A 20150-nucleotide genomic window follows, 5' to 3' on the forward strand; every position below is an offset into this window, starting at 1 on the left:
GGGGCCGGCCGGTCAGGCCCGGCCGAGGAGCAGCCGGCGGCGGACCTTGACCGCACCGCCCGCCGCCGCACCGGCCAGCAGCACGCCGCCCAGTGCGACCCGGGCGCCGTCGGCGCCCGACGTGCCTCCGCCGCCGGCGGCGACCGCACCGCTGGGACGGCGGCTGATCTCGACGGTGTCCGTCATCTGGATCCGCGGCGGGCACTTCACCGTGACCTTGCTGCTGCCGGGCTCGGCGTCCGCGGGCACCTCGAAGGTGCCGACGAGGATGCCCGCGCGGTCGCCCTGGAAGAGGTGGAACTGGCCGCCGACCTCGGACTCGCCCTTGCCGTACGTCACATCCGGACCACAGGCCTCCGTGCTCACGGTGACGGTCGAGCCCGGGCTCGCGGTGCCGGGAGCGATGCGGATCCCGGAGTCGTCGGCGGCCGCCGAGGGGGCCGACAGGGCGAGGGCGCCGAGAGCCAGGGCGGAACCGATGGCGGCGCGTGCAATCTGCATGGATGTCCTCCGACGGGCACGTGGTCGGGCGGTCTGCCGGGTGCGGTGCCGTGCCCTCAGCCCGAGGAAACCGACGGTCCGTCAGTGCGGCAACCTGACGGACGGTCGGCCGGGCCGTCCGGGCGGGCGTGTCCCACGCCACCGATCGGCCGTCTGTGCAGGTGACGGCGGTGTGCGGCGGTCCGGACGGAAATCCCGGACGGGGGCGTCCAACGGGTGACGGGCCATCAGCAGGTTCGCGTCCGGGCCCGGGCTCCGGGCCCCGCGGTCCGCGCTGTTCCGACGGCCCGGGAACGTGATGGGATGGCGCCGTGAGCCGCGCAGCCGAAGACACCAACCGCCGCATGCTCCGGGCCCGGGACGCCATGGACCGCCGGTACGCGCAGCCGCTCGACGTCCCGGCGCTGGCCCGGATCGCCCATGTGTCGCCGGCGCACTTCGCCCGCACCTTCCGGGCCGTGTTCGGCGAGACACCGCACCGCTACCTGCAGCGCCGCCGGGTCGAGCGGGCGATGTTCCTGCTGCGGGAGACCGACCGCAGCGTGACGGACATCTGCTTCGAGGTGGGCTTCGGCAGCCCGGGGACGTTCAGCCGCACCTTCCGCGACATCGTCGGCCGGTCGCCGCGGGAGTACCGCCGGGGCTCGGTGCCCGCGGACGTCCCGACCTGCTTCACGATGGCCTGGACGAGGCCGAGCGCCTGACCGGACGCACCGCCCGCAGCGGCTCCGACATGGCAGTTCCGACAGAGCAGTTTCGGATAAGAAATCGCCGGGCCCGGCCACTAGCGTGGTTCCCATGTTCACCTCCATCACGCACTCGCAGATCTACGTCCTCGACCAGGACGAGGCCCTCGACTTCTACGTCGGCAAGCTCGGCCTGGAGGTCGCCGCCGACGTCGACCTGGGATTCATGCGCTGGCTGACCGTCAACGTCCCGGGCCACCCCGACCGCCAGATCCTGCTGGAGAAGCCCGGCCCGCCGGCGATGTCCGAGGAGACGGCGCAGCAGGTCCGCGAACTCGTCACCAAGGGCGCGACGGGCGGCTCGCTGATCTTCAGCACCGACGACTGCCGCAAGACCTACGAGACGCTGCTCAGCCGCGGCGTCGAGTTCACCGAGGAGCCCACCGACCGCCCGTACGGGATCGACTGCGGGCTGCGCGACCCCTTCGGCAACAACATCCGCTTCACCCAGCCGAAGGCCTGAAGCGGAGCCCGCGCCCGCATGCTGCTGAGGGAGCTCGGACCGGACGACTGGCCGCTCTGGCGGGACCTGCGGCTGGCCGCGCTGACCGAGGCGCCGCACGCCTTCACCTCCCGGCTCGCGGACTGGGACCGGACGGCCGAGGAACGCTGGCGGGCCCGGATCGACCTGCCGGGCAGCCACCACCTGGCGGCGCTGCTGGACGGCCGCCCGGTGGGCCTGGCCAGCGGCATGCCCGGCGGTCCCGGCGCCGTCGAACTCCGGTCGCTGTGGGTGGCGCCCGAGGGCCGCGGTCGGGGGGTCGGCGGCCTGCTGATCACCGGGGTCGAGCGCTGGGCCACGGCATCGGGCGCCACCGTGCTGAACCTCGCGGTGCTGCCCGGCAACACCGCCGCGCTCGCCCTCTACCGCCGCCACGGCTTCGTCGACGCCGACGAACCCGGCCGCCCGCTGCCGGACGGCACGGCCCGCGAGCACCTGATGCGAAAGCCCCTGCCGCCGGACCGCCGCGTCCCGTGACGGGCACGGTCGTCCGGCGACCGAGGACGGCGTCACCGGTGTGCCCGTCCCGAGCTCGGCGGTGGCTCCGGCGTGCCGGGCCCGGTGCGGTCAGCCCGTGGTGCCGGAGGCCGCGGGCAGGCAGGCCGGCCTGCGGGCCGGAGGCGGAGGGTGGGGAGAGCCCCCGGGCGGGGGTGGCGCCGGCACCAGAACGGACCCGGGTGCCGGCCGGATCGTCCCGGACGGCCCTGCCGCGAAGACTTCTCGGCATGCGAATCGCCCACTTCACCGCCGCCGCCACCGCGGTCCTCGCCCTCGTCAGCACCGTCCCGGCCGCGACCGCCGCCGCGCCGGGCGCCGCGGCGGCCGCCCGGCCGGCCGCGCTCTCCTGGGGCCCCTGCGCCGACACCGCCGCCGACGCCCGCCAGCAGTGCGCCACGCTCGCCGTGCCACTGGACCACGGCGATCCGAACGGTCCGCAGCTGAACCTCGCCGTCTCCCGGATCACCGCCGCCCGCCCCGACCAGCGCCGCGGCGTCCTGCTCATGGTCCCCGGCGGGCCCGGAAACCCGGGGCTGAACGGCCCCACCGGCGCCGCGCGGCGGCTGCCGCAGTCCGTCCTCGACCAGTACGACCTGGTCGGCTTCGACCCGCGCGGCGTCGGCCGCAGCACCCCCGTCGACTGCGGGCTCGCCCACGAGGACCTGTCGATGACCACCCTGCTGCCCTGGCCCGCCCCCGACGGCTCCATCACCGGCAACCTCTCCGCCGCCCGGCGCATCGCCGACGCCTGTACCCGCAACGGCGGGCCGGTACTGCGCAGCATCAGCACCCGGAACGAGGCCCGCGACATGGACCGCATCCGGCAGGCCCTCGGCGAACGCCGGATCTCCGCCTGGGGCGTCTCCTACGGCACCTACGCCGGCGCCGTCTACGCCACCATGTTCCCCGACCGCACCGACCGCATCGTGCTCGACAGCAACGACGACCCCGACCCGCGCCGCGTCGAGCGCGGCTGGCTGGCGGCCTACGCCACCGGCGCCGAGGACCGGTTCCCGGACTTCGCCGCCTGGGCCTCCGACCCCGGCCACCCGGAGCACCGGCTGGCCGACACCCCGCAGCAGGTCCGCGAGCTGTTCCTCCGGCTCGCCGCGAAGCTGGACACCGCCCCGCTGCCCTGGCCCGGCGCCAACCCGGCCCGCCTGGACGGCAACACGCTCCGCGCGGCGATGCTCGACACCCTCTACGACGACGCCCGCTTCCCCCGTCTCGCCCGGCTGATGCTCGCCGCCGACGGCCGGGCCGCGCTGCCCCCGGCCGCCACCCCGCCGGACGCCGCGATGCAGAACACCGTCGCGGTCTCCGTCGGCACCCTCTGCAACGACGTCCGCTGGCCCCGCTCGGCCGACGGCTACGCCCGCGCCGTCGCGGCCGACCGGACCGCGCACCCGCTCACCGCCGGAATGCCGGTGAACGTCATGCCCTGCGCCTTCTGGCCCTCGGACCCGGCCGAGCCGCCGACCGAGGTCACCTCCGACGGGCCGTCGAACATCCTGATGGTGCAGAACCTGCGCGACCCCGCCACGCCCTACCGCGGCGCCCTCCGGCTGCGCGCCGCCCTCGGCGACCGGGCCCGCCTGGTGAGCGTCGACTCGGGCGGCCACGACGCCTACGCCGCCCACGGGAACGCCTGCGGCGACCGGCTGGTGACCAGCTTCCTGGTCGACGGCCGGCGGCCCGCGCACGACACCCTCTGCCCGGCCGAGCACTGACCCCGCCGCCGACCCCGCGCCGCCCCGCCCGCCACCACGGGCGGGGCGCGCCCCCGGGGAGGCGCTCGCACCAGGTGCGCACCGCAGCGGCCCGGCCGGCCGTCCCGCCGCGGCGCCGGATCGGGCCGCGCCGCGCTGGGTCGACGGTCCGTCACCGAGCATGTCGTGTACGCGTCTTCCCCTTCGGCCTTCTTGCTGCCACGCTGTGTGGGTTTGCCGACACAGGGAGGTCCCTTGTTACGTCTGTCGACCCTGGCCGTGGCGCTCACCAGCGCGCTCGCCCTCGTCACCGGTACGGCCGCCACAGCCTCGGCCGCACCGGTACAGGCTGCGACGGCCAAGGTGGAACCGGTCAACTGGACGCCGTGCAACCCCGATCCGTCCAAGCCCGACCCCAAGATCTACGACTGCGCCGTCTACCCCGTCCCGCTCGACTACGCGAACCCGTCCGGCGAGAAGATCGGCATCGCGATGATGCGCCGCCGGGCCGGCGACCCCGCCAAGCGGATCGGCTCGCTCTTCCTCAACCCCGGCGGCCCCGGCGGCAGCGGATACCTGTGGGCCACCACCACCCGCTTCGAACCGCGGGTCACCGACAGCTTCGACCTGGTCGGCTTCGACCCCCGCGGCGTGGCCAGGAGCAATCCGCTCCGCTGCTTCACCACCGACGAGGACGCCGCCGCCGTCTTCGACCGCATGGTCGGCGTCCCCGTCACCCCGGCCGAGATCGACGCCACCCTCGCCGCCGACAAGGACTACACCGACGCCTGCGGGCGCAACGCCGGCGAGCTCGTCAAGCACATGTCCACCATGAACGTCGTCCGCGACCTCGACCGGATGCGCCAGGCCGTCGGCGACGCCAAACTCACCTACGCCGGCTTCTCCTACGGCACCCTGATCGGCGCGACCTACGCCAACATGTACCCGGACAGGACCCGCGCACTGATCATCGACGGCAACGTCGACCCGCAACTGCGCCTGCAGAACGGCCTCGAGTACGACCGGCAGCGCGCCACCGGGTTCGAACTCGCCCTCGGCGAGTTCCTGAAGCGCTGCCAGACCGCCGGGGCACCGCGCTGCGCCTTCGCCGCGCCGGACACCCGCGCCAAGTTCGACGCCCTCCGCGACCACCTGCGCACCGCCCCGGTCGCCCTGCCGGACGGCTCCACCGTCACCCTGTCCACCTTCACCAGCCAGGTCGCCAACGCCCTGTACGCCCAGAGCCGCCAGGCACCGCTGGCACGCTCGCTGGAGGCCCTGGACCAGGTGGTCAACCCCCGGCAGACCCTCGGCGCGCCCGCCGCCACCGGTGACGCGAAGCTGCTGGCCGTGCTCGCCCCGGCGGCCCTGCGCGAGGCCCCGGCGGACACTCCGTACAGCTCCGACGACTCCTACTACGGCGTCAACTGCCAGGACAAGCCGTTCCCGCCGGCCCCGAAGCTCTTCCCCCTGGTGGCCCGCGCCTGGGAGCTGGAGTCGCCGACCTTCGGCCGCTACCAGGCCTTCGACGCGCCGCCGTGCGCGACCTGGCCCGCGCCGGCCCTGTGGTCCGAGCGCTACACCGGCCCGTGGAACCACCGGACCGCCACCCCGGTCATGGTGATCGGCAACACCTACGACCCGGCCACCCGGTACGCCTTCGCCCAGCGCATGCAGCGCGAGCTGGGCAACGCCGTCCTGGTCACCGTGGACGTCGTCGAGCACTGCGCGGTCGGCCGCAGCGCCGCACTCAACGCGGTGGTCACCTCGTACCTGGTGGACCGCGCCGCACCCCGGCCGGGGCAGCTCCTCAAGCCGGACGCCGACCCGTTCCCGGCGTGACCGTCCGGCGGCACTGACCGTCCGGCGGTGCTGACCACCGTACGAACGGTCGCGGTCCGGCCGGCGGGCACCGCCCGCCGGCCGGACCCGGTGACGGCCGGTCAGGAGAACAGTTCGGAGGCGGTCACCGCGCGCAGTCCGCGGGCCTCGAGGTCCCGCAGGATGTCCGGCAGCGCGAGCACCGTGCCGTGGTGGCCGAAGTGGAGGCTCACCACGGATCCGGGCCGGATCCGGTCCATGACGTTCCTGCGGACGGCCGCCGGACCGGGATCCGTGTAGTCGAGCGAGTCCACGTCGTACCCGAGGCAGTGCTCGTACCCGGCGCGGCGGGCCTGCGCCGTCAGCGTCGGCGTGCAGTACTCGGCCTGGGACGGGCGCAGCCAGCGGCCCCTCGAACCGGTGAGGCGCTCCAGCCGCTCCGCGCAGCCCGCGATCTCCGCGTAAGCAGCGTCCGCGCCCATCGCGGAGATGTTGCGGTGCGTCAGGGTGTGGTTGCCCAGCTCGTGACCGGCGTCCAGGATCCGGCGGGCGATGTCCGGCTGCTCGTCCAGCCAGGTGCCGACCGCCAGCACGGTGATCCGCGCCCCGGCCGCGGCGGCCCCGGCGAGCAGCGCCTCCGCGACGTCCGCGCCGCCCTGGCCGTGGAAGGTCAGCGCCACCCGGTCGCCGTCCCGCGGCCCCGACGACACCTGGAACGGCAGATCGGCGGGCAGCGCCTTCGCCGAGGCCGGCTCCGACGGACTCGCGGTCGGCGACGGCCGGACAGGTGAGGACGGGACAGGTGAGGGCGGGTGCGAAGGCACGGCGGCGGTGGAACGCGGCCGCGCTCCGCACGCCGCGACGGCCGCACCGACCGCGCCGAGCCCCGCTGCACGCAAGAGGCCGCGACGGCCGATCGGAGTCACGGTCGCGACGCTACGGCCTCCCCGGCGAACCGCCACCCGCGGACCGTACCCGCCGACCGCCCGCACTCCCGCACCCGTCCGCGACCCGGCCGCGACCCGGCCCCGGACCAGGGTAGGAACCCGCCCGGGTCGCCCTGGGCCGGCCGAGTGAAGGGCCGCCCGAGTGACGCGGTCAGGACGGGCGGACCGTCCGGGGGCCTGCGACGTCGGCGCCGAGGGCGGTGACGCGGCTGCGGAGGCCGCGGTCCGCGGTGACCACCAGGCAGCGGCGCTGCGGGGCGTCTGCCAGGGCGGTGGCGACGGTGTCGACGATCCGGTCGTCGCCGCTGCCGGGCGCGGACTCGACGCGGACCTGCGGCAGGGCGGCGATGCCGCGGGCCGCGCCCTCGACGACGAGGACCACCTCCAGCGGGCCGGTGCGGACCCAGTCGGGCAGGTCGGCGCGGTCGCCCAGGCCGTGTTCGGCGAGCGGCACCAGGGCGTCGCGCAGCCGCTCGGCCGCGCCGCGGCGGTCCCGCCACCACCCGTCGGGGACCGAACCCACCACATTGGCGGCGTCCACCACCAGCAGCGGCACACCCGCCGCCGGCCCGCCCTCGTCGTACTCGCCCATGACGGCCAAGCCTGCCACGGTCCACTCCGCCGCCGGGCGGGACGCCTCTGACGACGCGACAGCAGGGCCCGTACCGCGCCCGCCCGTGTCGCGCCTGGCGGGCCCCGGCGGTTTGATGAAGCCATGGAGCTCGAGCCCGATCCCGCCGCCGCGTACACCGACGAACTGCTCGCCCTCGTCGGCGGCCTGCAGCGGCCGGCCGCCGACGCCTTCGTCCGGCGGGTGTTCGAGGGCGGCGCGGCCCACGGGGCCCGGACGGCACTGGCCAACGTCGCCGCCGCGGAGAACGAGAAGGACGCGCAGATCAGACGCCTCGGCGAGCGGCTGGTGGCCCTGGGGGAGGACCCGCTCGCGGTCGCCCGCCTGCTGCGCGGCGCGTAGCAGGCGGGCCGTCCCGGCCGGTGCGGTCAGCCCGCCGGGTCCAGCCAGGACTCGCCGTTCGGCAGCAGGGCGTCGGCCTCCTTGGGCCCCCAGGTGCCCCTGGCGTAGGGGTGGACGGGGACGGCGTCGCCGAGGATCGGGTCGACGATCCGCCACGCCGCCTCGACGGTGTCCTGGCGGGCGAACAGCCACCGGTCGCCGTCGAGGGCCGCGCCGATCAGCCGGTCGTAGGGCCGCATGTCCGATCCGGGCCGCTCGCTGAAGGCCAGCTCCTCGTGCTCGGGCTCCCAGCCGCCGCCGGGCTTCTTGCCGGCCAGGGTCAGCACCACCTGGGTCTCCGGCCAGACCCGGAAGCGCAGCGTGTTGGTGGCGGGCGCCGGGCGGAGGCCGAACACGTCGTGCGGCGCCCGCCGGAAGCGGATGGCGACCTCGGTGGCGGTGACCGGCAGGCACTTGCCGGCGCGGATCACGATCGGCACGTCGGCCCACCGCCAGGAGTCGGAGGCGAGGCGGATCGCCGCGTACGTCTCGACCGTGGATCCTGCGGCGACGCCGTCGACGTCGAGGTACCCCTCGTACTGGCCGCGCACCACGGTCTCGGGGGTGAGCGGGCGCAGCGAGGAGACGATCTGGGCCTTGGAGTCCCGCCAGGCCTGCAGGCCGCGGCCGGTCGGCGGGTCGGCGAGCACGGTGGCGAGGACCTGCAGCATGTGGTTCTGGACGACGTCCCGGACGGCGCCGGTGCGGTCGTAGAACCGGCCGCGGTCGGCCACGTCGAAGGCCTCGGCCATGGTGATCTGCACGGACTCGACGTGGGTGCGGTTGAGCAGCGGCTCGAGCACCGAGTTCGCGAACCGTGCGAACAGCACGTTCTCCACCGGGTCGAGCCCGAGCCAGTGGTCGACCCGGTAGATCGCGTCCTCGGTGAAGTACTCGTGCATGGTGGCGTTGAGCGCGCGGGCGCTGTCGAGGTCGGTGCCGAACGGCTTCTCCACCATGATCCTGGCGTTCTCGGCCCGGCCGGCGGTGGCGATGCCGCGGGCGATCCGGCCGAACAGCGGCGGCGGCACCTCCAGGTAGTACAGCGCCCGCTGCCCGGGCCCCATGGCGTCGGACATGGCGGCGTAGGTGGCGTCGTCGTCGAGGTCCCCGTCGACGTAGCGCAGCAGGCCCAGCAGCTTCACGGCCGACGGGCTGCCCGGGTCCATGCCGTTGAGGGTGAGGGAGGCCTCGGCGTAGGCGCGGAACTGCTCCAGGCCCCAGCCGGCCTTGGCTACGCCGACCACCGGGACGTCCAGGACGCCGCGCTCGACGAGGCCCACCAGGGCGGGGAAGGTTTCCAGCTTGGCGAGGTCGCCGGTCGCGCCGAAGATCACCAGCGCGTCCACCTGTCGTGTCGTCATCTCCGGTTCTCCTGCTCTCGGGAGACGGTCGGGGACGGGCCTCTGCGGTGCCGGGTGGACGAGGTGGCGCCCCGGGGTGCGGCGGCCGCGGCCCCGGTACGGAGGCCTGGCACGTGCGCGCGGCCGTGGGAGGCCTGTCAGGTGCAAGTTACAACGGGGCCGGGCGGGCGGCACCCCGTGCTGCTGTTGCGGGCCGACGCCGTCCGTGCTGCGGCGGCGGCCCCGGCCGGGACCGCCGCCCTCCGGCACGGTGTCAGCAGGACACGGTGCCCCGGCGCAGCGCGTGGCCGGAGGTGTTGCTGTCGTCGGCCCAGTACACCGGCTTGGTACCGGCGACGCACTCGTCGGCCCCGGCCAGGGCGAAGCCCTCGTTGTTGATGTTCGCCATGCCGCTCGGGCGGTTGTAGACCGCGGTGGTGGCGAACACGCCGGAGGCGTCGACCTGCATCGTCCGGTGCTGGCCGTTGCAGGTGTCGTCGCAGACCACCCACAGGCGCGAGGCCTGCGGCTCCCACTGCACCTCCATCACCCCGGCCATCCCGCTGCTGATCGAGGCGACCCGGGTGAAGGCGCCCGAGTCCTGCAGGACGTAGCCGTGGACACTGCCGGTGCCCTCGACACCGACGAAGAACACACCGCCGGTGTGCGCGCCGTACCCGGCCGGGTCGTACGCGGCGCCCGTCGAGCCGTCCTTGAACCCGGCGGCGGTCAGCGCGGTGTCCGGGACCCAGGTGATGCCCTCGAAGCCGAGGTTGGAGCCCACCGACGGCAGGTCCGCGGTCAGGTTCCACTCGCGGGTGGAGGTCAGCGAGGTGCCGGTGCCGCCGACGTCGTAGCGCAGCACCGAGAGCCGGCTGGTGCCGGACGCGTCGCCGTTGCGCTCGCTCGCGACGAACACACCGCCCGCGGAGCCCGCGCCGGTGACCGTGACACCCTCGCTGTCAGGGGTGCCGGAGCCGCCCGGGAAGCGCAGCGTCTTGCCGGAGGTCCAGCCGTTGGCGGTGTCCGGCGTCCAGCCGCCGGAGCCGTTCGGGACGAGCCGCCACAGCTTCCCGGAGTTCTGCGCGCCCCACAGCACGCCGCCCTCCTGGTACAGGCCGCTCAGGTCCGAGCCGAAGACGTTGGAGGCGTCGGCCGTGGCGACCGAGCTGCCGCCCGGCCACGCCGCAGGGCTGCCCCCGCCGCCGCAGCTGTTCGCCGCACCCAGGGTCAGCGCCGCCGACCCGAACGCGCCCGTGCCGTCCGGGCAGCGCGACCAGGACGGGGCGGAGTGGCTGCTCCAGGTGAAGCTGTCGACCAGCGTGCTGCCGTTCGGCAGGTACAGCCGCGCCTTGTCGGAGGAGCCCAGGCCGAACGCGTTGTGGACGTCGAACGCCCGGAACCCGCCCGCCGCCAGCACCGTCCCCGAGGCGATCGTGTAATTCGAGCCGTTGTTGTCGTCCTTGAGGATCCAGCCCGACACGTCGACGGCGGCCGTGCCCTTGTTGTAGAGCTCGATCGAGTCGTTGACGCTTCCGGTGGTCACCACCTCGTTGATCCGGACGTCGTCCGACGCGGCGGCCTGCGCCGACGGCGCGGCGAGCGTACCGGCGGCCAGCACCGGGCCGGCGACGGCGACGAGGAAGACACGGAGGCTGCGGCGCCACCGGGGCATGCGGGGAGCGGTCACGATGTCCGTCCTGGGGTCGATCTGACAGGCCGGCACCACGGTCCCGAGCCGGACCGAACGCCCGCCCTCCGACAGGCGAGTGCGCTGTGAACACCGGACGAACCGGAGCCGCGGCCACCGCCCCGCCCGGCCCGGGTTCCCGTCCTCCCGTCGATTCTCGCTCCCGGCCACGGGGAAGGCATGACGGCAGGCGGTCGATCCGACCAGCCGCCCGAACGGACACCCGGCCCCGCCGGGCAGGGGAGCACAGCGTGACCGGACCCGCCCACCAACCGCCCGCCGAACCCGCGGACACCGCCCGGACGGACCCCCTCGTCCGGCTCTCCCTGGAGCAGCTCCGGCAGCGCACCAGCATGAAGTGGCGCGCCCACCCCGAGGACGTCCTGCCGCTCTGGGTCGCGGAGATGGACGTCCCGCTCGCCCCCGCCGTCACCGAGGCACTGCGCGCCGCCGTCGACCTCGGCGACACCGGGTACCCGCACGGCACCGGCTACGCGGAGGCCCTCGCGGCCTTCGCCGCCGAACGCTGGTCGTGGGACGGCCTGCGGGTCGAGCACACCGCCCTCGTACCGGACGTGATGCTGGGCATCGTCGAGACACTCCGCCTGGTCACCGGTCCCGGCGACGCCGTCGTCGTCTGCCCGCCCGTCTACCCGCCGTTCTACGCCTTCGTCGGCCATGACGGCCGTGAGATCGTCGAGGCACCGCTCGGCCCCGACCTGCGGCTCGACCTCGCCGCCCTCGACGAGGCGTTCCGCCGCGCCCGACGCGGCGGCCGACGCGCCGCGTTCCTGATGAGCAACCCGCACAACCCCACCGGCACCGTGCACACCCGCGCCGAACTGGAGGCGGTCGCGGTGCTCGCCCGCGAGCACGGCGTCCGGGTGGTCTCCGACGAGATCCACGCCCCGCTGGTGCTGCCCGGCGCCGTCTTCACCCCGTTCCTCGCCGTGCCGGGTGCCGAGAACGGCTTCACCCTGACCTCCGCGTCCAAGGCCTGGAACCTCGCCGGCCTCAAGGCCGCCCTCGCCGTCGCCGGGCCGGAGGCCGCCGACGACCTGCGCCGCATGCCCGAGGAGGTCGGCCACGGCCCCAGCCACCTGGGCGTCATCGCCCACACCGCGGCCTTCCGCGACGGCACCCGGTGGCTCGACGACCTGCTGACCGGACTCGCCGCCAACCGCACCCTGCTCGGCCGGCTCGTCGCCGAACACCTCCCCGGCGCCCGGTACCTCCCGCCCGAGGGCACCTACCTCGCCTGGCTGGACTTCACCCACCTCGGCCTGCACGACGACGAACCCCCGGCCGGCCCCGGCGTGGTGGGCGACCTCGCCGGCCCGGCGAGGATGTTCCTCGACGACGCCCGGGTCGCCCTCAGCTCCGGCCACGTCTTCGGCACCGGCGGCGCCGGATGCGTCCGGCTCAACTTCGCGACCCCGCCGGCCGTCCTGCGCGAGGCACTCCGCCGCATGGGCGACGCCCTGCGGATGGCAGGCTGACCCCGGAACCGCGAACGGAAGGGGCCAACCGATGGAACGGGCACGGATACGGATCGAGCCGTGGATGGACGCCGACCTCGATCTGCTGCGGCGGGTCAACACCCCGGCGATGAAGAAACACGTCGGCGGCCCGGAGACCGAGGAACGGCTCCTGCTGCGCCACCGCCGCTACCTGGACTTCGTCCCCGCGGGACTGGGCTGCATGTACCGCGTCGTGCTGCTGCCCGAGGGCGAGCCCGTCGGTACGGTCGGCTACGGCACCCGGACCTGGCAGGGCCAGACGGTGTACGAGATGGGCTGGAACATCCTGCCGCCGTACCAGGGCCGGGGCCTCGCGGTCGCCGCCGCCCGGGCCGCCGTCGCGGCCGCCCGTACCGACGGCCGCCGCCGCCACCTGCACGCCTTCCCGTCCGTCGGCAACCCGGCCTCCAACGCGGTCTGCCGCAGGGCCGGCTTCACCCTCCTCGGCGAGACCGACTTCGAGTTCCCGCCCGGCACCTGGATGCGCAGCCACGACTGGCGCGTGGACCTCACGGCGCCCGCGGCCGGGCCCGAGGACGACGCCCCGCAGGGCTGAACTCCCGCCGCCGGGCGGCCGGGCGGCCAGGTGTGGGAGCGGGCCGGTCGGTCCGGTCGCCGTCGACGGCGAGAGCCTCGGATGCCCCCGGTGTGCTCGACCCCGTGGTGCTGGGCGGCGGCGCTCGACCGGCCGTCAGCCGCGCGGGACGGTGAAGTCCCGCAGGCGGCCGGTGTCCGGCGCGGTGCTCCGCCAGGGGCCGGCGAGGTCGAGCACGGCGATGGCACTGGTGGGGAACTTGGTCTGCAACCGGTCCATGGCATCGCCGCCGGTGCCGGCGGCCAGCAGCTCGACCAGGTCCTGCACCCCGGGCTGGTGGCCGACCAGCAGGGCGGTGCCCACGGCCGGATCCAGACCGCGGACGACCTCGACCAGTTCCTCCGCGTCGGCGGCGTAGATCCGCTCGTCGAAGACCACGGGCGGCACCGCCTCCCACGCGGCCGCGGCCAGCTCGAACGTCTGCCGGGTCCGCAGCGAGGGCGAGCACACCACGGCGCCCGGCACCAGCCCCCGCGCGGCCAGCCACTGCCCGGCGGCCGGCGCGTCCCGCAGCCCCCGCGGCCCGAGCGGGCGACGGAGGTCCGGCACACCGTCCGGCCAGGCGGACTTCGCGTGCCGCAGCACGACCAGGGTGCGGGGTTCGGATCCACTCACACCCCGCATCCTCCCGCGCTCCCGCGGCGGAGCGCCACCGCCTCGCCGGACGGGCACGGTCTCGCGGCTGCGGCTCATCGGCAGACGTTCAGCGGCCGGGGTACAGAACGGTGGCCTCGAAGCCGGGGAACTCCCGGGCGGCGGCCGGTGCGGCCGGAAAGCACCGGCCAGCGGTACCGATCGCGTGCGTACGGTAGCGGGCCGGGCCGGTAGCCGGCCGTTACCGCACGTGCGTACGGTAGCGGGCCGGGCCGGTAGCCGGCCGCTACCGCCCCCGCCGTTCGGCGGGGGAGTGGCCCGCCGGTCGGGGGAGGGCAAACCCGCCGGTCGGCGGGTGGAGTTCCGGCCGAGCGGTGGATGCTCGGGGCCCTGACAGAATGATCGGATGATCAGACAGTGCGGCAAGGAGGTCTGACGGTGCGTCGCCTGAGCTCCCTGGCCGTACCGGAACTGGCCGACGGCACCGTCGTGCTCCGACGGCCCGAGGCCGCGGACGCCGCGACCGTCCTGGCCGGCACCCGCGACCCGCTGGTCCGCGAGTTCATGCAGGGGGTGATCCCCCATCAGGACCTCGACGCCGCGGCGCGCTGGCTCACCGACGTCCCGGCACGCCTCTGGGCACTGGACCGGGCGGCGTACTTTACCGTGGCCGCGGCGGAGGACGGCCGCGCCGTCGGCTGGGCCGAACTCGTCGACCTGCGTCCCGGGGAGGGCGCCGCGGAGGCCGCCGTGTGGCTGCTGCCCGAGGCGCGCAGTCTCAGGACGGCCACGTCGGCGCTGCGCCTGCTCTGCCGCTTCGGCTTCGAGCAGCTCGGACTGGGCCGGATTGACGCGTACGCTGCGGCAGATAACATGCCTGTTCAGGTAGTTGGTGCCTATATCGGATTCCGCCGCGCCGGATTCCGTCCGGGACTGTTCCGCAGTTCGCGGACGCACGCGCTGCACGACGCCGTACACGCGACGCTGGTGCCCGAGGACCTGTGCTGACGCACGGTCGCGAGCACGCGGGGTACCGCATGGCACGCACGACGACGGGGTGGCCCGTCGAGAGGGAGGGGACCCTGATGTCGGGGGGAGCTGTTTCGCCGTCCACGGAGACGGTGCCCGGGGAGGGCTCGGGAGTACTGCGGTTCACCGCGCCCGCCGACGGCCCGGCGGGCGGCCGGATCGACCTCGTGGTCGAGGCGACCGGAGCGTTCCGGGTCGAGCGCGTCGCGGCCGGTGGCCGCGCGTTCAGAAGCGGTCGTATCGACCCGGTCTTTCTGACGCGGGTCTTGAAAGCGCTCTCATCCGCCGCGCCGGGAAACGCGCAGGTGGAGGCCGGTGCCGACGCCGGTTCGACACCCGGGCGTCGCCTGGTGGCCACCGGAACACCACCGGGCGGTGACGCCGTGTGGGACGACGCCGCAGGCGTCCCCGTCCCCGGTATCGCCCGGGCCCTGGAGGTCCTCGTCGCCCAGGCCCTCGACCCCGCCGCCGCGGGCCTGCTGCCCGCCGCAGTCGTCCACCTCGACCAGCCGGAGCCGGCTCCCGCCGGAGACACCGACGGCGCGGGCCGACCGGCCGCCGCCGTCGGCTCCGTCGGAGGCCGCCCGGCGTACGCGCTCGCCAGGCCCGGCGAGGGCTTCGGCCTGACCGCACTCGAGGACGCCGCCGCGCTCGGCGGCTCCGGCACCGACGCCGGCGTGCTGCCCACGGCGGTGGCTCTCGGCTCGGCACAGGGCCGCGAACTCTTCGCGGTCGGCGGCGAGGACGGCGCCGTCCAGGTCTGGGACGCCGTCAGCGGCGACCTCCTGCACGGCACCGCCGGCGGCGAGGGCGCCCAGGTGGTCTCCGCCGCCCAGGTGCACGGCGTGCCACTGGCCTTCTCCGCCGGACGCGCCGGGGAGATCCGCGCCTGGCACACCGCGGACGGCCGCGGCCTCGGTCTGCTGCCGGTCGCCGGCGCCGGCGCCGACGCGCTGTGCCACGCCCGCTGCGCCGACCTCGACCTGCTCGCCGCCGGCGGTGCCGACGGCCTCATCCGGGTCTGGGACACCGCCACCGGCGAACAGTTGCACCTCCTGGTCGGCCACACCGACCGGGTCACCGCGCTCGCCGTCCTCGCCCTCGGCAACCAGGCGGTCCTGGCCTCGGCCGGCGCCGACGGCACCGCCCGCCTGTGGGACCTCGCCACCGGGCAGCCCGTCGCCGTCCTCACCGGCCACTCCGCTTCCGTCACCGGCCTGGCCTTCCTGCCGTCGGACGGCGACCCGCTGCTCGCCTCCTGCTCGCTCGACGGCACCCTCCGCCTGTGGGACGTCTACACCGGAACGGCCGTCGACGGCCGCCCCTCCCGGCAGGGCTGGCTCACCTCGCTGGCCGCGCTGCGCCTCGACGGCCGCCCGCTGCTCGCCGTCGGCGACGAGCACGGTGCCGTCGTGCTCTGGGACCCGGCCGGCTTCACCCGGGTCGCCGACCTCCCGGCACCGCCCGGCGGCCACCCCGTCAACACGCTCACCGTCCTCGAGCAGGACGGCCGGCCGCGGCTGGCCGTGGGCCACGGCGACGGCACCGTCCGGCTCCTCGACGCGGCCGGCGGCGCCCAGCTGTGGGCGGCGGGCCCCGACGGCGGCGCGGTCACCTCCATGGCCCTCTGCCCCGCGGACGAGCAGCCGCTGCTGGTCTGCGGCACCGCGGCCGGCGCCGTGCGCTGCCTCGACGCCCGGACCGGCACGGACCTCCCGCTGCCGGCCCCGCACACCGGCCCGGTCTCCGGCCTCGCCTTCTGCCCGCCCGTCGAGGACTCGCCGGCACTGCTGGTCTCCGCGGGCGAGGACGGCACGGTGCGGGTCCGCGACGCGCTCGGCGGCGCCCAGCTGCGGCGGTTCACCGCCGACCCCGACGGCGTCACGGCGCTCGCCGCCGCTGCCGTGGCGGGCCGTCAGACCGTCGCCACCGGCGGGCCCGCCGGCCGGGTCGGCCTGTGGGACGCCACCGACGGCCGACCGCTGCTCGAACTCGCAGGTGTGGCCGGACCGGTGGAGGTGCTGGTCTTCGGGCTGGTCGGCGGCCGCGAGGTGCTGGCCGCGGGCGGCGCCGACGGCGTGCTGCGGATCTGGGACGCCCGTGACGGCGGCGCGGTCGGCGAGTTCGCCGGCGGCGGCGCCGCGGTGCGCAGCGTCACCCTGCAGGATCTCGACGGCGAGGTGTTGCTGGCCTGCGGCGACCAGGAGGCGACGCTGCGCCTGTGGCACGTCTCCAGTGGCGCGCTCCTCAACGAGGCGAAGGTGGACCGGGTGCCGCTCGCGATCGCGTTCGGTGACACGGGTCTGTACATGGTCGGTCCGGAGGGCGCGACCGCTCTCTGAGCGGCGCGTCCGACGTACTCGACCGATCGACCGAAGGGCCGGCCCGCTGTGCGGCGGGCCGGCCGACCGGCGGCGCGGCAGCGCGGCCGGCACAGGCAGGCGAGAGCCTGGCGGAACTGGGGTGGGGGCACATCATGAGCGGTTCGTCCTTCAGGATCGACCTGGACGAGGTGGAGGCCGCGGCCAAGGCGATCCGGGCCATGCTCGACGACCTGGAAGCGCCTACGGCGCGGCTGGAATCGGTGATCAAGCAGATCAAGGCGACGGCCTACGGCAGCGAGGCCGTCGGCAAGTCGCTGACCGGCGGGACCTCGTCGGTGGGCGGGCTGCCCGAGCACCAGGAGCAGGTCTTCGCCGGGGTCAAGGCCTATCTGCAGAACTCCGCGCAGATGGCGGCCAACCTGGAGCTGATGGTGCAGCGCTACCGGGAGACCGAGGCGAGCCAGACCGCCGAGCTCTCCCGGCTCAACGGCGGCCGGGGCGGCGAGCCCGGCGCGCTCGCGACACCGACCGAGTCCACCGCCCGGCTGGCCGCGGTGGACGGCGTCCCGATGACCCAGGCGTCGGAGCCGCTCCGCAGGGTGGACGGCATCCCGATGACCCAGGGCACCGAGCCGCTGCGGGCCGTCGACGGCATCCCGGCGAGCCAGGCGACGGAGCCGCTGAGGGCGGTCGACGGCATCAGGCGCATCCCGATGGAGGAGGCTTCGCCGGCCCTGATGACGCTGCCGCCGACGCACCCCACGGGGTCCGCGTACCACAACCCGGACGCGCCCGACCTCTCCTACAACCACCGCGACGAGGACAACGAGGTGGAGCGCCCGGTGCACGGCGGCGGCGGCCACCAGCTGATCTGAGCGTTTTCCTGACGTTAATTCAGCCGATGTACCGTCAAATCCTGAAGTAAACGAGTCCCGGCGGGAGATCCCCGCCGGCTCCGGTCCCCCAGTCCCAGGCCAGCCGGCCAGCCCAAGAGAGCGACTCGTCATGATCCAGCTGCCTCCCGACCTCGCCGAAGTGCTGAAGATCGTCCAGAGCAACGAACACGGATCCTCCGTCGTCTTCCCCGACGCGAACGAGGATCTGCTGGAGGAACTCGCCGCCGCCTGGGAGGCGTGGAACGCCGCCGCCGAGCCGGCCGTGCGCACCATCGTCGCCAGCGCAAACCGCGCCATGGCCAACATGTCCGGCTCGGCCGCCGAGAGCTTCCAGGGCTACCTGCGCAAGTACGCCGGCAGCGACCAGTCGCACGCGAACACCACCCTCGACGCCGGCGCCGCGATGGCCCAGTCCCTGCGCGGCGCTCACGAGGCCGTCTCCCAGACCAAGTCCGAGATGGTGCGCGAACTCCAGTACGCCAAGGAGTACATGGAGCAGAACCCGGCCGGAAAGCACGACGACATCGCCCAGTCCGAGGGCATCAAGACGGCCGCGGACACCTACAACACCTATGTCGGCCAGGTCGGTTCGAACATCGACACGATGCTGCGCCAGAGCGCGGGGCACGTCGAGCGGATGACTAGCGCCGGCCAGGTGGCGCGGCTCGGCGGCTCCGGCGGCGACGGCACCTCGCCCACCCGCACCACCGGGCCGAACTCCGCCCTCGACCCCACCAGCCTGCTGCACCCCACCGCCAGGACCGGGATCGACGCGGTGCCGGCCGGCGCCACCCTGCCGGACGGGGCCGTCCCCGGCATGCCCGCCGGACCGATGTCGGCTCCGTTCGACCCCGCCGCGGCGGGCACGCCGGGCGGGATGCCGGGGGGAATGCCCGGCGGCTTCGGCGGCGGCGCGGGCGGTGGTGCCGGAGGCGCGGCTGCCTACAAGCCCCAACTCACCTCGCTCCGGCCCTTCCAGGCGCCGACGCCCGGCTCGCCGACCGGCGGCCTGGGCGGTGGAGGCTCGGTCGGCGGCGCCGGCGGCGGCGCCCCGGTCTTCACGCCGCTGACGCCCAAGCTGGGTCTGGCAGGGCTCAAGGACCTGCCCGGCTCCTCCGGCGGCGTCGGCGGTGCGGGCAGTGTCGGCGGCACGGGCACCCTCGCCCCGTGGAACCCGCCCACCCCGGGCGGCACCGGGATCGGCGGCCCCGGCGGGGCGATCGGCGGCATGCCGTTCGGCGGCCTCGGTGGCCTCGGCCGCGGCGGTGGCACCGGTGGCACCGGTGGCACCGGCGGCACCCGTCCCACCGCGGCCTACAAGCCGCTCGGCCTCGGAAGCCCCGGCGGCCTGGGCGGCGGCACCTCCGGCTCCCGCGGACTCGGCGGCTTGGGCGGTGCCGGCGGTATCGGCGGCGGTTCGGGTGCTTCGCGCGGTCTCGGCGGCGGCCTGGGCGGCGCGGGCGGTGGCGGCAGCGCCACGGGCCGGGGGCTCACCACCCGTGCCGGGCTCGGCGCCGGCGGCGTCGGAACGGAGGGCGGCCTGCGGGCCGGCGCCGGTACGGGCACCGGCGGCGCGGGACTCGGCCGGGGCGAACCCGGCAGCGCGACCGGCCGCACCACCGGCCAGCCGGGCATGGCCGGCGCCCACGCTCCGGCCGGCATGGGCGGAGCCGGCGCCCGCGGCGAGAAGCGCGGAGCCAACCGCTTCCTCCGCCCGACCCGCTTCGGCTGCGAGGGGCCGGAGGACGAGGAGGAGATGCTCCTCAGCGACCGCGGCATCACCGGCCAGGCCGTCCAGCGTGAGGAGGGCGACCGCCACTGGGAGCGGATGCGCCGCAGGTGGCTCGACTCCGCCCGCGCCGAAGGCCACGTCCCCCAGCCCCACACGGCCGCCGCCGGCGCGGAGACCCCGGCCGAGCAGAACACCCTGCTCAACCAGCTGACCACCGCCCTGCTCGGCCCCGACGCGGGCGCCGACGGCTCCGAGGCGCTCGCCGGCCTCGGCAGCGACTCCTCCACCGACGGCAACGCTGCCGCCACGGGCACCGGAACCGGGGGCGGGGATTCCGCGGGTGGCGGCGACGGCCTTGCCCGGGGCACCCGCGACGAGGGCACGAGCGGCGCGGGCACGGCCTCGTCGCCGGACGAGGACTACCTCGACCGCGCCCGGTCCGCCGCCGCCCGCCGCGGCCGCCCGGACGACGACGGCCCGGCCGCTTCCGCCGGTACCGGCGCGGGCCAGGGCGGTTCCGCCGAGGAGCCGAGGCGCGCCCCGATCCGCGAGGAGGGCGGCTACCAGGTGCCGAGCCCGTTCCTGCGGGCCGCACTCGCCCGGCTCGCCACCGGGGACGGTGCGGCCGCCCCGGGCGGTGCGTCCGGCAGCTGACACCGCCCGCCGCCGTGCGCCCGCCGCACGGCCCGAC

The 20150-nt window shown here is 75.5% G+C and carries 18 protein-coding genes; 12 read left to right on the forward strand and 6 right to left on the reverse strand.

Features of this window, described 5'->3' with window-relative positions; genetic code table 11:
- Positions 1 to 12: 12 nt before the first annotated feature.
- On the reverse strand, positions 13 to 501 hold the full coding sequence (locus AB0P35_RS37790) for a sortase (protein WP_363520230.1): 489 nt from the start codon (positions 499 to 501) through the stop codon (positions 13 to 15).
- A gap of 311 nt (positions 502 to 812) precedes the next feature.
- Here AB0P35_RS37790 and AB0P35_RS37795 point away from each other — a divergent pair, with 311 nt between their 5' ends.
- The 5 genes from AB0P35_RS37795 (at position 813) to AB0P35_RS37815 (ending at position 5798) form a co-directional block, all read left to right on the forward strand.
- On the forward strand, positions 813 to 1205 hold the full coding sequence (locus AB0P35_RS37795) for an AraC family transcriptional regulator (RefSeq protein WP_257019352.1): 393 nt from the start codon (positions 813 to 815) through the stop codon (positions 1203 to 1205).
- Positions 1206 to 1299: 94 nt separating this feature from the next.
- A complete protein-coding gene (locus tag AB0P35_RS37800) occupies positions 1300 to 1710 on the forward strand; it encodes a VOC family protein (protein WP_363520233.1) in 411 nt (136 codons plus the stop codon).
- Between the two features lie 18 nt (positions 1711 to 1728).
- Entirely contained in the window at positions 1729 to 2226 is a 498-nt protein-coding gene (locus AB0P35_RS37805; RefSeq protein WP_363520236.1) for a GNAT family N-acetyltransferase, read from the forward strand.
- Positions 2227 to 2474: 248 nt separating this feature from the next.
- Complete coding sequence (locus AB0P35_RS37810) at positions 2475 to 3977, forward strand: alpha/beta hydrolase (protein WP_363520238.1); 1503 nt, start codon at positions 2475 to 2477, stop codon at positions 3975 to 3977.
- A 234-nt stretch (positions 3978 to 4211) separates the two neighbouring features.
- Entirely contained in the window at positions 4212 to 5798 is a 1587-nt protein-coding gene (locus AB0P35_RS37815) for an alpha/beta fold hydrolase (protein ID WP_363520241.1), read from the forward strand.
- Positions 5799 to 5899: 101 nt separating this feature from the next.
- Here AB0P35_RS37815 and AB0P35_RS37820 read toward each other — a convergent pair whose 3' ends face one another.
- Together AB0P35_RS37820 and AB0P35_RS37825 are read right to left on the reverse strand one after the other, a co-directional pair.
- Positions 5900 to 6487 carry a polysaccharide deacetylase family protein gene (locus AB0P35_RS37820; protein WP_363520244.1) on the reverse strand — a complete coding sequence of 196 codons (588 nt, stop codon included), beginning with the start codon at positions 6485 to 6487 and terminating at the stop codon, positions 5900 to 5902.
- A gap of 388 nt (positions 6488 to 6875) precedes the next feature.
- Positions 6876 to 7316, reverse strand: a complete 441-nt coding sequence (locus AB0P35_RS37825) for an NTP pyrophosphohydrolase (protein WP_363520271.1) — start codon at positions 7314 to 7316, stop codon at positions 6876 to 6878.
- 123 nt (positions 7317 to 7439) lie between these two features.
- On the opposite strand from AB0P35_RS37825, the gene AB0P35_RS37830 reads away from it, so the two are divergent.
- Positions 7440 to 7697 carry a hypothetical protein gene (locus tag AB0P35_RS37830; protein WP_095875716.1) on the forward strand — a complete coding sequence of 86 codons (258 nt, stop codon included), beginning with the start codon at positions 7440 to 7442 and terminating at the stop codon, positions 7695 to 7697.
- Positions 7698 to 7723: 26 nt separating this feature from the next.
- Here the strand turns inward: AB0P35_RS37830 and zwf are convergent, their stop codons facing one another.
- Positions 7724 to 9100, reverse strand: a complete 1377-nt coding sequence (zwf, locus tag AB0P35_RS37835; RefSeq protein WP_363520247.1) for a glucose-6-phosphate dehydrogenase — start codon at positions 9098 to 9100, stop codon at positions 7724 to 7726.
- A 253-nt stretch (positions 9101 to 9353) separates the two neighbouring features.
- Positions 9354 to 10754: a lamin tail domain-containing protein gene (locus tag AB0P35_RS37840; protein ID WP_363520274.1), complete on the reverse strand. Its 1401-nt coding sequence runs from the start codon at positions 10752 to 10754 to the stop codon at positions 9354 to 9356.
- Between the two features lie 266 nt (positions 10755 to 11020).
- On the opposite strand from AB0P35_RS37840, the gene AB0P35_RS37845 reads away from it, so the two are divergent.
- Both AB0P35_RS37845 and AB0P35_RS37850 read left to right on the forward strand, forming a co-directional pair.
- Positions 11021 to 12268 carry an aminotransferase class I/II-fold pyridoxal phosphate-dependent enzyme gene (locus AB0P35_RS37845; RefSeq protein ID WP_363520250.1) on the forward strand — a complete coding sequence of 416 codons (1248 nt, stop codon included), beginning with the start codon at positions 11021 to 11023 and terminating at the stop codon, positions 12266 to 12268.
- A gap of 31 nt (positions 12269 to 12299) precedes the next feature.
- Complete coding sequence (locus AB0P35_RS37850) at positions 12300 to 12845, forward strand: GNAT family N-acetyltransferase (RefSeq protein WP_363520253.1); 546 nt, start codon at positions 12300 to 12302, stop codon at positions 12843 to 12845.
- A 135-nt stretch (positions 12846 to 12980) separates the two neighbouring features.
- Here the strand turns inward: AB0P35_RS37850 and AB0P35_RS37855 are convergent, their stop codons facing one another.
- Positions 12981 to 13508, reverse strand: coding sequence for a histidine phosphatase family protein (locus tag AB0P35_RS37855; protein ID WP_363520256.1), 528 nt, complete (start codon positions 13506 to 13508; stop codon positions 12981 to 12983).
- 408 nt (positions 13509 to 13916) lie between these two features.
- On the opposite strand from AB0P35_RS37855, the gene AB0P35_RS37860 reads away from it, so the two are divergent.
- The 4 genes from AB0P35_RS37860 (at position 13917) to AB0P35_RS37875 (ending at position 20113) form a co-directional block, all read left to right on the forward strand.
- Entirely contained in the window at positions 13917 to 14486 is a 570-nt protein-coding gene (locus AB0P35_RS37860; protein ID WP_363520259.1) for a GNAT family N-acetyltransferase, read from the forward strand.
- A 404-nt stretch (positions 14487 to 14890) separates the two neighbouring features.
- Positions 14891 to 16849 (forward strand): WD40 repeat domain-containing protein, encoded by a 1959-nt coding sequence (locus tag AB0P35_RS37865; RefSeq protein ID WP_363520262.1) that lies wholly within the window; start codon positions 14891 to 14893, stop codon positions 16847 to 16849.
- Between the two features lie 134 nt (positions 16850 to 16983).
- Positions 16984 to 17706 carry a hypothetical protein gene (locus AB0P35_RS37870; RefSeq protein ID WP_363520265.1) on the forward strand — a complete coding sequence of 241 codons (723 nt, stop codon included), beginning with the start codon at positions 16984 to 16986 and terminating at the stop codon, positions 17704 to 17706.
- Positions 17707 to 17836: 130 nt separating this feature from the next.
- A complete protein-coding gene (locus AB0P35_RS37875; RefSeq protein ID WP_363520268.1) occupies positions 17837 to 20113 on the forward strand; it encodes a hypothetical protein in 2277 nt (758 codons plus the stop codon).
- The last annotated feature ends 37 nt before the right edge of the window (positions 20114 to 20150 follow it).

The sequence above is a fragment of the Kitasatospora sp. NPDC085879 genome (assembly GCF_040686255.1).
Lineage (GTDB): Bacteria > Actinomycetota > Actinomycetes > Streptomycetales > Streptomycetaceae > Kitasatospora.